Annotated in this window: 10 protein-coding genes; 4 read left to right on the top strand and 6 right to left on the bottom strand. The window is 61.0% G+C overall.

Features of this window, described 5'->3' with window-relative positions; all coding sequences use genetic code 11:
- Window positions 1-125 precede the first annotated feature (125 nt).
- Together pta and BISU_RS07245 are read left to right on the top strand one after the other, a co-directional pair.
- On the top strand, window positions 126-1,817 hold the full coding sequence (gene pta / locus BISU_RS07250; RefSeq protein ID WP_024462917.1) for a phosphate acetyltransferase: 1,692 nt from the start codon (window positions 126-128) through the stop codon (window positions 1,815-1,817).
- A 131-nt stretch (window positions 1,818-1,948) separates the two neighbouring features.
- On the top strand, window positions 1,949-3,178 hold the full coding sequence (locus BISU_RS07245; RefSeq protein WP_024462916.1) for an acetate/propionate family kinase: 1,230 nt from the start codon (window positions 1,949-1,951) through the stop codon (window positions 3,176-3,178).
- A gap of 219 nt (window positions 3,179-3,397) precedes the next feature.
- Here BISU_RS07245 and aroA read toward each other — a convergent pair whose 3' ends face one another.
- On the bottom strand, window positions 3,398-4,837 hold the full coding sequence (gene aroA, locus BISU_RS07240; RefSeq protein ID WP_024462915.1) for a 3-phosphoshikimate 1-carboxyvinyltransferase: 1,440 nt from the start codon (window positions 4,835-4,837) through the stop codon (window positions 3,398-3,400).
- A gap of 279 nt (window positions 4,838-5,116) precedes the next feature.
- Window positions 5,117-5,971 (bottom strand): hypothetical protein, encoded by an 855-nt coding sequence (locus BISU_RS11660; protein WP_024462914.1) that lies wholly within the window; start codon window positions 5,969-5,971, stop codon window positions 5,117-5,119.
- Between the two features lie 357 nt (window positions 5,972-6,328).
- Here BISU_RS11660 and BISU_RS12560 point away from each other — a divergent pair, with 357 nt between their 5' ends.
- Window positions 6,329-6,673, top strand: coding sequence for a hypothetical protein (locus tag BISU_RS12560; protein ID WP_156100195.1), 345 nt, complete (start codon window positions 6,329-6,331; stop codon window positions 6,671-6,673).
- Window positions 6,674-6,727: 54 nt separating this feature from the next.
- On the opposite strand, the gene BISU_RS07225 is transcribed toward BISU_RS12560, so the two are convergent.
- Entirely contained in the window at window positions 6,728-7,339 is a 612-nt protein-coding gene (locus tag BISU_RS07225) for a TetR/AcrR family transcriptional regulator (RefSeq protein ID WP_024464136.1), read from the bottom strand.
- A gap of 340 nt (window positions 7,340-7,679) precedes the next feature.
- Between BISU_RS07225 and BISU_RS07220 the strand changes: the two genes are divergently transcribed.
- Window positions 7,680-8,951 carry an alpha-amylase family protein gene (locus BISU_RS07220; RefSeq protein ID WP_202805569.1) on the top strand — a complete coding sequence of 424 codons (1,272 nt, stop codon included), beginning with the start codon at window positions 7,680-7,682 and terminating at the stop codon, window positions 8,949-8,951.
- 38 nt (window positions 8,952-8,989) lie between these two features.
- On the opposite strand, the gene BISU_RS07215 is transcribed toward BISU_RS07220, so the two are convergent.
- The 3 genes from BISU_RS07215 to BISU_RS12810 all read right to left on the bottom strand — a co-directional run bounded on the left by BISU_RS07215 (window position 8,990) and on the right by BISU_RS12810 (window position 15,638).
- Entirely contained in the window at window positions 8,990-10,060 is a 1,071-nt protein-coding gene (locus BISU_RS07215; RefSeq protein ID WP_024464138.1) for a phosphotransferase, read from the bottom strand.
- Between the two features lie 249 nt (window positions 10,061-10,309).
- Complete coding sequence (locus tag BISU_RS07210) at window positions 10,310-11,260, bottom strand: alpha/beta hydrolase (RefSeq protein ID WP_051246240.1); 951 nt, start codon at window positions 11,258-11,260, stop codon at window positions 10,310-10,312.
- 226 nt (window positions 11,261-11,486) lie between these two features.
- The gene (locus tag BISU_RS12810) at window positions 11,487-15,638 is read right to left on the bottom strand and encodes an HAD-IC family P-type ATPase (protein ID WP_152599119.1); all 4,152 of its coding nucleotides are present in this window, start codon (window positions 15,636-15,638) and stop codon (window positions 11,487-11,489) included.
- Window positions 15,639-15,862: the final 224 nt, after the last annotated feature.

Raw genomic sequence — 15,862 nt, 5'->3', positions numbered from 1 at the left:
GGAACACCGATGCCTTCTCCCCCATCTACAATGGGTGCGTGCGCCATATGGCATCCGCATGAATGCAATGATTGCGGCGAATGCAATACTACGCCTCGTCCGATGCACACCAAGGAGTATTCATCGTGTCCAACACCATCATCACCATCGTCAGCCCTGAAGGGGCTAACGGCCGTAATGTCGCGGCCTATGGCGTAGTCAGAGCCCTCGCCTCGCATTGCCGCACCGGCGTGTTCCGGCCCGTGGCATGCAGAAAAGAAACATTCACCCAAGCCTTGCTTGAAGGCGCGAATGCCGGCCAACGTCTCGAAGATGTGCGGGGCGTATGCCCGTGTCAGGCGCGCCGAGACAAAGCCGGGGCACGCGGCGACATCGTAGCCGGCTACGGCCGCGTTGCACAGGCCGCACAGGCCGCGCAGGCACAGGCCATGGTGGTTGTCGGCTTGGACAAATCCGAGGTTTTCGATCCGGAGGGCTTCGTGCTCAACGCCGAAATCGCAGCCGATCTCAAATCCCCGGTGTTTCTGGCGGTATGTACCATTCCGCGCAACGGCAAGCAGGTGAAGCAGACCGTCGAAGCCTGCACACGGACCGTGGAGCAGGCAGGATCGAAGGTCGCCGGCGTATTCGTGACCGGATGCACCGGCGACAAGGCCGCTGACGCCAAGGCGGCGCTGACGGGCTTTCCGGTGCCCGTGTGGACGCTGCCCAAAATGGATTTCCCAGACGATGAAGATCCGCAGGCCGCCGTCAAGGTGGAGCAGGCCTTCCGGGAAAACGCACCGACCGACGAGATTCTCGCCGCGCTGGACGCTCCATTCGCGGCGCCGACCACCCCATACGCCTTCCAGAACGAGCTGCTCGCCAAAGCCAAGGCGGGCAAGAAGACTATCGTGCTGCCCGAAGGCTGCGAAGACCGCATTCTCAAAGCCGCCGACTACCTGCTCGAACGCGATATCGTCAATCTCATCATCGTGGGCAGCAAAGACGCCGCCCTCTCCCGCGGCGAGGAACTTGGACTGAAATCGCTTGGCAAGGCCGCATATCAGCCCTTGGACGACGAAACGGTACTGAAGCCGATGGTCGACAAGCTGTGCGCGCTGCGGGCTAAAAGAGGCATGTGCGAGGAGCAAGCACGCAAGCAGCTGCGCGACGCGAGCTACTTCGGCACGATGCTCGTGGTGCTCGGCAAAGCGGACGGACTGGTCTCCGGCTCGATCAACTCCACCGCCAACACCGTGCGTCCGGCGCTGCAGGTCATCAAGACCAAGCCCGGCGCATCGCTGGTCTCCGGCGCGTTCCTCATGTGCTTCAAAGATCATGTCGCCATCTTCGCCGACTGCGCTATCAATCTGAATCCGAATGCCGAGCAGCTGGCCGACATCGCCATTCAGTCGGCCAAAACAGCCAAGGCCTTTGGCATTGACCCGAAGGTGGGCATGCTGTGCTATTCGACGCTCGGCTCGGGCAAGGGGCCGGATGTCGATCTCGTCGAGCAGGCCACGGCCATCGTCAAAGAAAAGGCACCCGAGCTTCCGGTCGTCGGCTCCATCCAGTTCGACGCCGCATGGTCCCCCACCGTGGCGGCGACGAAGGCCAAAGGCAACGATGTGGCCGGCCATGTCAATGTCTTCGTCTTCCCCAGCCTTGCCGCCGGCAACATCGCCTACAAGGCCGTGCAGCGCACCTCGGGAGCCATCGCCATCGGACCGGTGCTGCAGGGCCTGAACCGGCCGGTCAACGACCTGTCGCGCGGCGCTTTGGTCGAAGACATCGTCAATACAGTGGCGCTGACCGCCGTCGAGGCGCAGCAATGAGCGAAGTGCGCCATTTACAGCCGCTTTGCAGGCATTTTGTAGCCGCTGCCGAGTAGTCTCGAATGCGGTACATGCGTATCCGCACGGAACGCACGCAACACATCATACCAACAACATGGAGGAAGCCCACAATGGCGAAAACCGTCCTTGTCATCAATTCCGGTTCCAGCTCGATCAAGTACCAGCTGGTGGATCTGGAAACCGGCGAAGGCCTGGCCTCGGGCCTGGTCGAGAAGATCGGCGAGCCGATCGACGGTCACTACAAGCATGAATTCAATGGCGAAAAGCATGAGCTGGAAGAGCCCATCCACGACCACGAGCAGGGCCTCAGGCGCGTCCTCGAACTCTTCGGCGAGTTCGGCCCCAAGCTGGACGAAGCCGGCATCGTCGCCGTCGGCCACCGCGTGGTCCAGGGCGGTTCGGTCTTCCCGCAGCCAGCTCTCGTCAACGACAAGACCATCGGCAAGGTCAAGGATCTCGCCGTGCTCGCCCCGCTGCACAACGGCCCCGAGGCAACCGGCGCCGAAGTCATGCGCGCGCTGCTGCCCGACGTTCCGCAGGTCTTCGTCTTCGACTCCTCCTTCTTCTTCCAGCTGCCCAAGGAAGCCAGCACCTACGCGCTGAACAAGGACATCGCCGATTGCTACCACATCCGCCGTTACGGTGCACACGGCACCTCGCATGAGTACATCGGCTCCGTGGTTCCCGAGGTCGTCGGCAAGCCCGCCGAAGGCCTTAAGCAGATCGTGCTGCACATCGGCAACGGCGCTTCGGCCTCCGCGCAGATCTCCGGCCGTCCGGTCGACACTTCGATGGGCCTCACCCCGCTTGAGGGCCTGGTCATGGGCGGCCGCACCGGCGACATCGACCCGGCTGTGGTCTTCCACCTGATTCGCAACGCCCACATGAACGTCGACGAGCTGGATACGCTGTTCAACAAGCGCTCCGGCATGATGGGCATGACCGGCTTCGGCGATATGCGCGAGGTCCACCGTCTCGTCGCCGAAGGCAACGAGGACGCCAAGCTGGCCCTCGACGTCTACATTCATCGCATCGTCGGCTACGTCGGCAACTACACCGCGCAGATGGGCGGCCTCGACGTGCTGACCTTCACCGCAGGCGTCGGCGAGAACGACGACATCGTGCGCCGCGCCGTGTGCGAGAAGCTCGCGCCCTTCGGCGTCAAGCTCGACGAAGAGAAGAACAGCACCCGCTCCAAGGAGCCGCGCATTATCTCGACGCCCGACAGCTCGGTCGTCATCGCCGTTATCCCGACGAACGAAGAGCTCGCCATCGCCCATAAGTCCGCGGCGCTTGCGGAAGCCGGCGAGGATTCCTACGGCAACGTGTTCACGCGCTGACGCACTGTGAACGTTTGCTGATGTAGCTGCTCGATTGAGCCGCATGCATATAGTTTGATGGCTGAGGGTCTCGCGCAATGCGGGGCCCTCAGCCATATGTATGCACGGGTTGACCTCTAACCCTCATATCCCGGAGAGCTTCACAAGGCCCGCACTATCACGAAGGTAGTGCGGGATTTGTGACGCCAAACTTCGTTGCATCGCTAAGCTAAGGCGCGTTCAGCCTTTGGCCTGGAGCATGCCGGTCCACATGCCGGTGAAATCGGGCAGGGTTTTGCGTGTGGTGGCGATGTTCACGATGTCGATGCCGTCAATCGCCAGACCGAGCATGGCCGCGAAGGTCGCCATCCGGTGGTCGGCATAGGTTTGCATCACCGCACCATGAAGACGATGCCTAGCCACGGGGATGATTTCGAGGCCGTCCTCCAACTCGCCAGCGGTGCCGCCTATGCGTTCGATTTCGGTGACGAGCGCCTGCAGCCGGTTCGTCTCATGGCCGCGCAGATGGCCGATGCCCACTAGAGCGGTCGGCGCATCAGCCAGCACGCACAGCGCCGCGATGCTCGGCGCAATCTCCCCCGCCGCACTCAGGTCATAGCGGCCAAGTCCATGAATCATGCCTGTGCCGGTGACGCACAACGTCGCGGCAGCAGGAGCATCATCGGCAAAACCAGTGTTATTAGCGGCAGTGTCACCAGCATCATCGGTCGGCCACGGCTTCCCGTCCCAGCTCACAGATGCGCCCAAGCGTTGCAGCAACGCGGGCAGCAGTCCGCCAGGCTGCGCGGTCTCCTTCGGCCAATGCGGCACACTGACCGAGCCGCCGGCGATCATCGCCGCGCCCAGGAACGGCGCTGCATTGGACAGATCAGGCTCCACGACGACCTCAGACGGCAAAGCAAGATCCGCAGGATCGACGACCCAACGTCCAAGCTGGGACATCTCGATATGCCCTCCAGCGCGATTCACATCTTCCATGGTCATGCGGATATGCGGCATGCTGGGTAGTTTTTCGCCAGTATGCACGAGTTCGCAACCATGCGGCAGCCGTGAGGCGACGAGCAGCAGGCCCGAAATAAACTGGGATGACGCCGAGGAATCGATGGCGATATGCGCCACGCGACTCTCACCATCACCGCCAGCAGAGCCTTCGTCACCATACGGCGGCGGAGTAATCGTAAACGGCAGGAATCCGCGTTCGCCATGGTATTCGATGCGCGCGCCCAGCTGTTCGAGCCCGTCGAGCACCGGCTGCATGGGCCGCGCATATGCCTGTTCATCGCCGTCGAAGCGAACCGGCCCATCCGCGAACAGCGCCAAGCATGGAACGAAGCGCATCACCGTGCCGGCCAGCCCGCAATTGATCGTCACGCTGCCGTGAAAAACACCGTTCGATGGCGGCATGATGCGCACTGTCGTGCCGTCGTCGTTCAGCGATTCGCGTCCTGCGCCGAGCCGCTCCAAAGCCGTCATCATCAGCTCTGTATCGCGCGAGCGCAATAGACCCTTCAGCGTGACTGGACGGGTTCCCAATGCCGCCAGCACGAGATAGCGATTCGACAGCGATTTGCTGCCCGGCACTTCGACAACGGCGTCAAGCGGATGGATAGCAAGCGGCGCAGGCCATGGATCGGGAAAACCCGTTGCAATACTTGTCATGCCAGCCATCGTATCGGCAGAACGATACATGGACAGCAAACGCAGCGTTGCCTTATGCCTTGGAGTCATGACGTACTTTCATGCCAATTAACTCGGTATTGCGAAAAGACATGCTGAGGCGCGGTTTTTCTCTTATCGTCAAGCTGCAACGAGGCTGAAGATTCGTACCGACTTGCGGATTCGGCATGCAAAAGGCCGCCTCGGAATGCCTAAGCGTTCCGAGGCGGCCCCGCATACGGCACGAATCGCTATGTCATCGCACCGTTTCCGTGAGACGCATTACTTGACTGCCTCATCGAAACCGTCTTGGACGATGTCGGACAGGTCCTTGAGCTCGTCGGTCGGATTGGCGTTGTCCTCCTCGTCCTTCATGTCCTGCTGGAATGTATCGACGGTGTCATAGATGCTGGGAAGATCGTAGAACTGATCCTGCAGATCCCGGTACTGGTTGTAGGCGTCGCTGCCGTATTCGATCTTGCTCGGATCGCCGATCGCCTTCATCTTGCCAATCAGGTCGCTCAGCTTCGAAATGTAGTCGCCGAGCGAGGAGGCGTAATCGGAGATGGCCTTGTCGGGCGCGTTGCTCAACGCGTCCAGATCCGACTGGCATGTGCTGATGTAGGTATCATACTTCGAGTAGAAATCACTGTCGTAGTCGAAGACCGTAGGAGCTTTGGAGCAGCTCAGCGACGCCTTGACCATGGGAATCGCCGAATCGGCGATCTTGCTGGCGTACTGCGTATACTTCTTCGCCTTGGCCGAGTATTTGCCATACCCGTCCTTCACCTTCTGGTCGCGCATGATCTTGAGCTGGCCGAATTGCGTGTTGGCGTCCTGGTATTCCTTGATCAGCTTCTTGATCTTGGCCACGTCCTCATCGTCTACCTTCTTGCCGGAGGAATAGGAGGCGGTATAGATATCGCTAATCTCAGTGTCGATACGATAGTATTTCTTCTGCATGGTGTTGATCGTGTTGCTGCCATCAGAGTAATCGTCAGCCGAGAGCTTGCCCAGCCCTCTGCCCAGCACGACGGCGAGAATCAGAGCGACGACGACTACCGCCGCCACGACGATGCCAATGATGGCGCCTGTTGGCAAGCCCTTCTTCGGCTTCTGATTCGGGAACTGAGGCATGGGCGCCCCCGGCTGCCCTTGCCAGCCGGACTGCCCCGGGCTGCCGAACTGAGGAGGAACGGGCTGCCCCGGGCCGCCTGGCTGCTGCGGAGCGCCCCACTGGGGAGCCTGCCCGTTCGTGGGAACATGCTGACCTTGCTGGGGAGCATGGCCGAATTGCGGTCCTGCCGGCTGGAAAGCATTCGCACCGTATGCAGCCGTCGCCGGCTGGGAGGGTTGCTGTGGCTGTTCAGACGGCGTCTGTCCGAACGGAACCTGCGCAGGGCCGGAATCACCTGTCGGGTTCTCGTTATCGAATCGCGTCTAGTCCGTATCCGATGTCTGGTTTTCGTCGCTCATGGAAAGCTCCTTTCTTGATTGACATCTGCCCGCCTTGGCACCACATACAAGGCCCCCTTGCCAAGGAACTGCAACAATGCCGCTGCAAATATCTCTTCAACCCTATCAAACGGGCACACTACGATTATCGCCACCATCAACCTTGCCGATTTTCCACCGAAAACACTGGAAAAGTACGGCATCAGAGCAGAGCATCCCGACGCGTTCCTCTCACGAGTCTACGACGAATCACCCGAAGCCGTTCGTCGCGCAATAACACGGATGGCAGCGCGCAAGAAGCATCCACCGCGCATTATGACCGAAGAATATGCTGGACTGAAAAAGGCCGGGCTGGCGACCTTTGCCGCGAGACTTGAAGCGTAACAGCGACTTCTTTCATACGTTCCGACGAGATTCGTTTGAGCCCTGCAATTCCCCCTACGCGCCCCAATCCCCCAACGCGCCTTGAAGCGCACCTAGGGCGGCATCGATGAGCGGCCACCGCTCGGCGTCTGGGCAGCCTTTGTCGACCCAGCGCAGGCAGGCGGCATCGATGAAGCCGAAATAGCCCCACAAGGCGTACCCGTGGCGCTCCTGATCGCTGGGGTCGAGCAGACTGCCGAGACCCTGCACGTAGCGGCGGCGGGCATCGGCACGCAGTTCGGCGGCAGCGGGCGGCTCGCCGCCGGGCTGGCGCATGGGCATGGCCCAGGCATCCGGATGGTGGGCGATATGGTCGAGGTAGACTTCAGTCGCTGCCGCGATGCGATCACGCACGGGAACGCCAGCTGGCAACGCCTTGAGCGCGGCGGCCTGGCGGCTCATGAGATCCGCTATGGCCAGTCGCACGACCTCGGCGTAGAGGTCCTCTTTGTTGGCGAAATAGCGGTAGACCAAGGCGTTCGAGGCGTCGGCGTCGGCGGCAATCGAGGCAATGGTCACTTCGCTGTAAGGGCGCTCGGCGAAAGCGTTTGCCGCTGCATCCAGTATCGCACCGCGGCGGGAGTCGGGGTCGAGCCGGTGACGCGGCTTGCGGTCAATACGTGTCATGTTGACAGCCTATCGCTAGTGAACTACAGTCACTAATTATTAGTAAACACAGTTCAGTAAAATGACAGATGACGAACACCGGGGTGACGGCCGGTGGGCGCCGACCGAGAGGGGGTCAAATACGTGAAAATACTGGTGACCACCCCAACATCGCTAAATACAATGCAACCGCAGACAACACCGCCGCCTGAAAAGATGGCATCGCGCGAAGATGCCGCCGTTTCAAAAGATACCAACAAATAAAAGGCACTGTTTAACCCCACACAACCCACTCGCCCACGAATGCGTCGGTGAAGATGATTCCACGGGCACGAGAACACCTCTGGCTACAAGGAAATTGATGACACAGAAAACGACAATGACCCCGAATTGGACCGAGCACGCAATCTGGTGGCACGTCTACCCGCTGGGATTCTGCGGAGCACCGATACGCGACGCGGATATGACGCCTGTTCCGCGCCTGCGCAGGCTTATCAACTGGCTGGATTATGCAGTGAAACTCGGGGCTTCGGGCCTGCTGCTCGGGCCGATTTTCGCCTCGCAGTCGCACGGCTACGATTCGCTGGATCAGTTCCGCATCGACCCCAGACTGGGAAGCGACGCTGATTTCGATGCTTTCGTAGCCGCCTGCAAGGAACGCGGCCTGCGCATACTGCTCGACGGGGTGTTCAGCCATGTCGGCGCGCAACACCCCGACGTGCTCCGCGCCTTGGCCGAGGGACCGAACGGTTTGAAAGCCGGCCTGTTCGATATCGATTGGAATGCGCCGGGCGGGGCTGTTCCTCGGGTGTTCGAGGGGCACTCATCGCTTGTGCGGCTCAATCACGCCTCCGATCAAGCCGCGGAATACACAACACAGGTGATGAATCATTGGCTGGCGCGAGGCATCGACGGGTGGCGGCTCGACGCGGCCTACTCCGTCAGCACCGGCTTCTGGGCGCGCGTCATTCCGCAGGTTCGGCAGCAGTACCCCGACGCGTGGCTCCTCGGCGAGATGATTCACGGAGACTACAGCCGATTCGTCGCCGAATCCGGCGTCGATTCGGTCACCCAATATGAACTCTGGAAGGCGATCTGGTCCTCCCTGAAAGATCGGAACCTCTTCGAACTCGACTGGACGCTGACCCGCCACAACGATTTCCTTGCCTCGTTCACGCCGAACACCTTCATCGGCAACCACGACGTGACCCGCATCGCCAGCGCCCTCGGCCCCGACGGCGCAGTGACCGCGCTGGCCATCCTGCTCACGCTCGGCGGCATACCGTCGATATATTACGGCGACGAGCAAGGCCTCACCGGCATCAAGGAGCAACGTCTCGGCGGCGATGACGCCGTACGGCCCGAATTTCCTGAAACACCAGGCGAACTGTCCGTTCAGGCGCAAACCATCTACCGCGCTCATCAGGATCTCATCGGTCTGCGCCGCCGCAATCCCTGGCTCACGACCGCCACCACCACCAAACTGCACCTCGACAACAAGCGCTACCACTACCGCAGCACAGCAGCCGACGCGAGCGCCCATCTCGATGTCGACATCGACCTCACCACAGTGCCTTCGGCGACCATAACCGATGCCAGCGGGCAGATTGTGTGGCGCCAGAAACGCACGTAAGCCAGCAAGCAACGGGCGATGCAGATCGCGCAACTCGGTTAGAACTGGGCTCTCATGGCATCTTGCGAGCCAGTCAACGCCAATCGTTCCCGGATGAGCAGCCTCGTACGCTCAAGGTCTGCGGCAGAGGCGCCGCGCGCCAAGGCCTTTTGCGCGTTGAAGCAATGCACCCACAGGCCGGCGGCCCAGAAGATACGGTCATACTCCTTGGCCCATTCGGCATTCATCGCGCTGCCGGATCCTACTCGATCGCAGCCGCGGGAGGCGAGATATCCAGCGAGGAAATCTTGGGAATCCTTCAGCGTCGGCCAGCTCGGCTCGCTCCCTTTCACAGCGAAGACGCCTGCCGCAGCCCCGACGATTGCCGGCTCGGGCAATGCCACTATGCTGTCCCAGTCGTGGACGACGGCAAGACGGCCCTCCCCCCAAAACACGTTCTGCGACTCCCAATCGCCGTGACCGATCACCGGCCTCGCGCTCGCGGATTGCAAAACCTCTCGAACGTGGTGTGCTGCCTCATTGAGCCAATCCGGCGCGTCGATGGCGTTAAGATCCTCGTCGCCATCATCCGGCGCCGGCCAGAAGCCGGGTTCTGGATGATTCCAAGCAAGCCATGCGGGAGGCGGCGCTAAGCTCGGCATCGCGCTGGCATTGGCATGCGAGGCCAAGCTCATCAGTCGGCATAAGGCCTCGCCCGACAATCGAGCTTTCGGCGCGAATCCCCGAGCGTCGCCAGCCGGCGGTTCAACGTACCGCTCCATGGATACCGACCAAGACGCAGCGGAGGATGAACGCGCCACGCAAGGCGCCGAAGAGTATGCCTCAGGCGTCTCAGGCGGAAGCACTGCGGAATCATCAGATTCGATCGGCCCGGCAAGCAGCTCCGGGCAAGGGAATCCGGCGGCATACAAGACGCGCTGCACGTCGGAGCACGCCGCATGCCTGCGCTCGTACGGCCGGACCTTCACCACGATCGCGCGCCCATCATCCAGCAGCAGGCCCAGCGCAAGCGACAAATGCTCATACCGAAACAGCTCCGTGCCCGGTCGTGCGCCGAGCACGGCATCAATCAGCGATTCGATTCGCGGCCGCCCCATGCTCGTCGTCATGATCCGATTCTACACGAAGGCCAAATGAAACCTACGCATCCGTTTTACTGGCCGGCGAAAAACGCGATCAACCGTACCGCCATGGCTATTGCCTTGCCGGCAAGGCACATCCACCCCGGTCAACGGTCTCGTTCTGGTCGACCAGTCCGTCAAGAAAGATTGAGTCAACAGCTGGCATCAGCCATAAATCTCATCGATTTCACATAGCTGATCACATCGCGAAACGCTGCGGCATGCCGCACCGTCGCATCACTTCGGCGTATTACTGTGCTCCGCTATGAAATCGCTGATGATGTCGAGCACGCGCTGGCTCCAGAAGTCGTGCTCGTGATCAGCGCCGTCGACCAGCACAAGACGCGCGTCATTGCCATTCTCAACCAGCCTGTCGCACATCTTGACCGACTGCTGGTATGGCACCACGCGGTCGCCGGTGCCATGCAACAAGAGCATGGGAGGGTAGCGCCGCCCCGGATTTACTTGTAGATACGGGCTCATATCCGCCGCCCGCTGGCGCACTTCGTCGGTGATTCCCGTCTGCGGCGTGGCACCGAGCACGGCTGCCAGCGGGCCTGTGTAATACAGCCGAAATTCGTTGTCTTCATGCCCGAACGCTTCAACCGCCTCGATTAGGTCGGTGGGAGGGAAGCAGGCGACCACGTAGTCGACCGCATCGCTCACACCGGAATTCGTGCCATCCTCATAGCGCGGATCGTCGGCAGTCAACCCGATGAGCAGCGCGGTGTTGCCGCCCGAGGATGTGCCCCAGATGCCAATGCGGTCGGCGTCAATCTGCCACTCGTCGGCATTGGTGCGCAGGAAGCGCACCGCCGACTTCGCGTCTTCGAGATACGCCGGGAACACATATTTCGGGTTGCGCGAGGCGTCGCGATGATTCACCGTGGTGACCACAACCCCCTCGCGAGCCAGTTGGGAGAGCTGCGCAATCTCCGTGTCGCGGTCCGGCGTGGTCCATGCGCTGCCTTGCACGAACACCACGGCCGGGTATCGCCGCTTGTCGTCCTCGCCGAACGATTGCGGCGCGATAATGTCCATCACCAAGTGGTCGGCACCGGTTTTGTATGCCACATCACGGGTCAATCGCGCCATCTTTGCCAGCGTCGGATTGGATGGCACATGGACAGCGGACGACTCGGCGGGAGATGGGATCGGTTTCTCGCGAGCGGATAGGTTCTTCGGCATCGGTCCGTCGCCATCCGATACGAATACGCTACGCTCCGGCTGGTCTGCGCGACCATCATACATATCGTGTTCCATACGCTTTGCCTACCTCCGATACGAATCTGGACTGCTTTGTACCACTCAACTCATGCCACTCAACTTATGCCAATAGTACCGTCTGAGATATGAAAAGCGCGGAATCGGCATTATGGTGCCAATCTCGCGCTTCATATGCAGCTATCTGTCTTCAGCTGGCACTGGCGAAGCTGGCCGGATCCTTATCGAAGCTCGCGGCGCAGCCTGGGTTGCAGAAGTAGTAGGTCGTGCCGTTGTAGTCGCGCGTGTCGGAGGCGTCGGCAGGGTCGATGGTCATGCCGCAGACCGGGTCGGTGACCTTTGCAGGCGCCTCAGTTTGGGGCTTGGAGCCAACGGACGGCAGGTTTTCGGACGATTCAGTCGATTGGGCCGGTTGGGACTGTTCCAGCGTCGGCGACAGCTGGGATTTCTGAGCTGCAGGTGCCGAATCGGCATCATCCGGGCCGCAGCATGCGCAATGCTTGCTATTCATGGTCATGGTGCCGTGGCGATGGCCCGCAGCGAGCGAGCCAGACGAGTCGGTTGAACCGGATAAGTCGGATAAGTCGGCGTGGCAGCAGGCGGCGTCGTGATGCATATGGTCCATATCCATATGTTTCATATGATGTGCAGCATGTCCGTCATCCGAGTCGGCCTCCATATGTTGACAATGGCACTCGTGCTGTTCAACGGCAACAGCTTGGCCTTGGGCTGCGGCAGTATCGGCATGGTCGTGGTGCTCATGCCTGTGGAATATGGACATGTCGTTTGCTTCTTTCTCGGCGCGATCAGTCGCTTCGCCGGCTGGCGTACCGGCTGAAACGGGGGCTGATTCGTTTGCCGCATTGGTTATTGTAGCGATTCCCGGCGCATCGTGATGATGCATCTCGTGATGGTGCTGCATTTCATGCTGCCGCACCTCACGGGAATTCGTGCCAGCAGCGGAATAGTGCTCCGGTTGTTCGCCCGAAGCTACGCCCGAACCCGAATCAGAGTCCGAAGCCGCACGCTGCTGCCCAATTCTGGCCGGGCGGAAGCCACGCAGCCGGTTGGCGTTGATGACGACCGAGAGAGAGGAGAAAGCCATGGCGGCCCCGGCGATCATCGGGTTGAGCAGCAGCCCCGTGAACGGATACAGCACGCCGGCGGCGACCGGGATGCCCAAACCGTTGTAGCCGAAGGCGAACCAGAGATTCTCCACGATGTTGCGCATCGTGGCCTTCGACAGGTCGTAGGCAGTCACGAGTCCGCCCAGTTCGCCGGAAATCAGCGTGATATCCGAGGATTCGATGGCGATATCAGTTCCGGTGCCGATGGCAATGCCCACGTCCGCTGCGGCAAGCGCAGGCGCGTCGTTGATACCGTCGCCGACCATCGCGACCTTGTGGCCTTGCGCCTTAAGACGGGTCACGACGCTGCCTTTATCCTGGGGCTTCACGCCCGCCTCGACCTGCTCGATGCCGACCTGACGGGCGACGGCCTGCGCGGTGATCTCGTTGTCGCCGGTCACCATCACCACGTCGAGTCCGCGCTGCTGCAGCGCCGCTATGGCCCCAGCCGAACCTGGCTTGATCGCGTCGGCGACGGCCAACACCGCAGCGAGTCGGCCATCGACTGCGAGCAGCACCGGCGTCGCGCCTTCTGCGGCAAAACGAGTGGCAGCTTGCTCGGCTGCGGCTACATTATCGACATTTGCATGCCGCAGATAGTCGGCGTTCCCGACCATGATCTCGTGATCGTCAATGCGCGCCGAAACGCCGCCGCCCGCATCCGATGAGAAGGATTCGGCGTGCAGCAATGTCAGCTGACGATCGCGAGCGCCGTGCACGATGGCCTGGGCGAGCGGATGCTCCGACGATTGCTCGGCGCTGGCGGCCAAGGCGAGGAGCCGGTTGCGCAAAGCATCGTCGATGTTTTCCGCAGTGTCGTCACCGGAATGTTCGGGCATGGACGTGGCATTGGCTACGGGATGCGAAGCACCCGACGCAGAAGACCCTGCTGCGGCAGCGGCGGCAACCTGACTCGTTTCGGATTCGGAAAGCTCGTTGGCGTCTTCTTCGCCCCGCCCTGCAATAACTTCGATATCGGTCAGGCTCGGCTGGCCAGCGGTGATGGTTCCAGTCTTGTCGAGGATGATCGTGTCGACTTTGTGCATGGTTTCGAGCGCCTGCGCCGAACGGATCAGGACGCCGTTCTGCGCAGCCTTGCCAGTGCCGATGGTCACCGAAAGCGGCGTGGCGATGCCGAGTGCGCAGGGGCAGGCGATAACCAGCACCGAGACCGCGGCGACCAGGGCATGGACCCCTTGCGGAGCCGGGCCGAACGCCCACCAGGCCACGAAGGTCCAGATGGCGATGAGGAAGACCGCTGGCACGAAGTATCTCGCGATGCGGTCGGCCATGCGCTGGATCGGCGCCTTGGAGGTCTGCGCGCGGCGCACCAGTTCGATGATCTGCGAGAGCATCGTGTCGGCACCAACCTTAGTTGCTCGGAATCGCAGGCTTCCCGAGCCGTTGACCGTCGCGCCGGTCACGGCATCGCCAACCGTTTTGCGCACGGGCAGCGGCTCACCGGTCACCATCGATTCGTCGATGGCGGACTCCCCTGCGACTACGATGCCGTCGACCGGCAGCTTCTCTCCCGGCCGGATGACGACGATATCGCCCACGCGCACGTCATCGACAGAGATGTCTTGCGTTTGCGTCGATTCGATGACGGACTTGGGCAGCGAAGGCGATTCCTCACCGGCGGCGGCATACCCGGCATAATCTGCATGAATGCTGTGGTCGTTGTGCTGCGCGTTGCCCGAGTTAGCAATATCGGAGTGCTCTTCGGATTCCGCTGGCTGCATGGATTGCATCGATTGCCCAGATTGCGCCGCCTCGAGCACATTCCGATCAACAATCCGCGCGGTCTTAGGCTTGAGCCCGATCAGTCCTCGAATCGCCTCGCCCGTGCCCAGCCGAGCCTTGGCCTCAAGCAGCTGCCCGACGAGCATCAGCGCGATAATCGTGCCGACCGCCTCGAAGTACGGCTCGCGCGAACCTACTGGCAACAGATGCGGCGCAACGGTCACGACCACGCTGAACAGGTAGGAGGCCGCGGTGCCGAGCGCCACCAATGAGTTCATTTCGGGCGAGCGGTGGAGCAGCGAAGTCCAGCCGGTGCGGTGAATCGGCCAGCCTGAGTAGAACATCACCGGGGTGATGAGCACGAGCTGAATCCACGGACTCATGTGGAACACCATGAACATCGTGGCGACGAACACCGGCAGCGTCAGCACGACGGCGACGATCAGCCTGCGCCATAAATCACGAATCTCCGTGCGACGCGCGGCGTCGGAGCGATCCTGCTCGTCGGGCGAGGAAGCCGATTTAGAGTCGGATGCACTGGACGTATCGGATATACGATCTGAATCAGACGAATCGGACGCACCGACCACAGCATCTGATCCGCTGCCGGAACGCATATTTGAAGCTTCAGTTCGAGTATGCGAGACAGCATCTGCATGGCCGCCAGAATCGGCGGATGCAGAGGCGTCCCCAGCCTTGGAGACACAGCACGCGCATTCGTCCTCACCATGATGGACGTGGCTCATATCCATATGCTGGTCGCCGCGCGCTTCAACGACTCCCCGAGCTTTGCCATTATCATCATTATCATGGCAATCGCCGTCGGAATGCTCGTCAGATTCGGAATCGACAGAGGCGTTACCAGCCTCAGACATATGACAGGCACATTCATGTTCGCCATGATGAACATGGTCCATAGCCGTATGACCCATATGCTGATCATCGTGCCCCATATGCATGTCGTGCATGTCCATAGTCATATCCACATGCTGATCGCTTTGCGATTCGCGGCCATCCTGGATCCGGCCATTATGACTTCCACGAACCTCCTCTGTACGCTCATCGTCATCGGTCTCGTCAGCATCGCGCACGATGAGCTTGCCGTGCAGCATGTTCATGCCGCAGGCGAACTCGTACTCGCCCGGATGCTCGGGCGTGAATTCGACCGGCGTCGTTTCGAAGGCCGGTAGCGTCCTGTCGATGCCGAAATCCGAGAAGACCACATGCGAGGAGCATTCGCCGCTTTCGCGCCGGTCGAACATCAGCCGCACCGGAGTACCTGCACGCACGGCGATCGTCGAAGGTGAATACCCGCCCTTGACCACCACATCGATCTGCTGCACGCCGCCGTCGCCCACACCCGCCTGCGTCGCCGGCGCATCCTTGCGTGGCAGCAACAACAGCCACACAATCGCCACGGTGAGCAGCGCTGCCACAGCCACCACCGCAATTATTCCCATTATCGGTGTCATCGTTCCTCCTCTATCTTCCGTCGCGCAAGCACGCAAACACACCATCGCATAAGCATCCTGCCGTGTGAGCGTCTGCCACATATTCACGTTCACAGTTCCGTGTTCATAAGCTCGCATATGCCAAGCGAACAGTTTCAGCGCTTTATACTTTGCGCTTCCATATCCCTTAGTATACCCTATGGGGGTATATTTACAGACCTAGGATATACCGGCATGCGCCGCCC

This window comes from Bifidobacterium subtile (assembly GCF_000741775.1).
GTDB lineage: Bacteria > Actinomycetota > Actinomycetes > Actinomycetales > Bifidobacteriaceae > Bifidobacterium > Bifidobacterium subtile.
The sequence above is the reverse complement of the archived record's forward strand: the minus strand, read 5'-3'. Positions and strand labels throughout refer to the sequence as shown.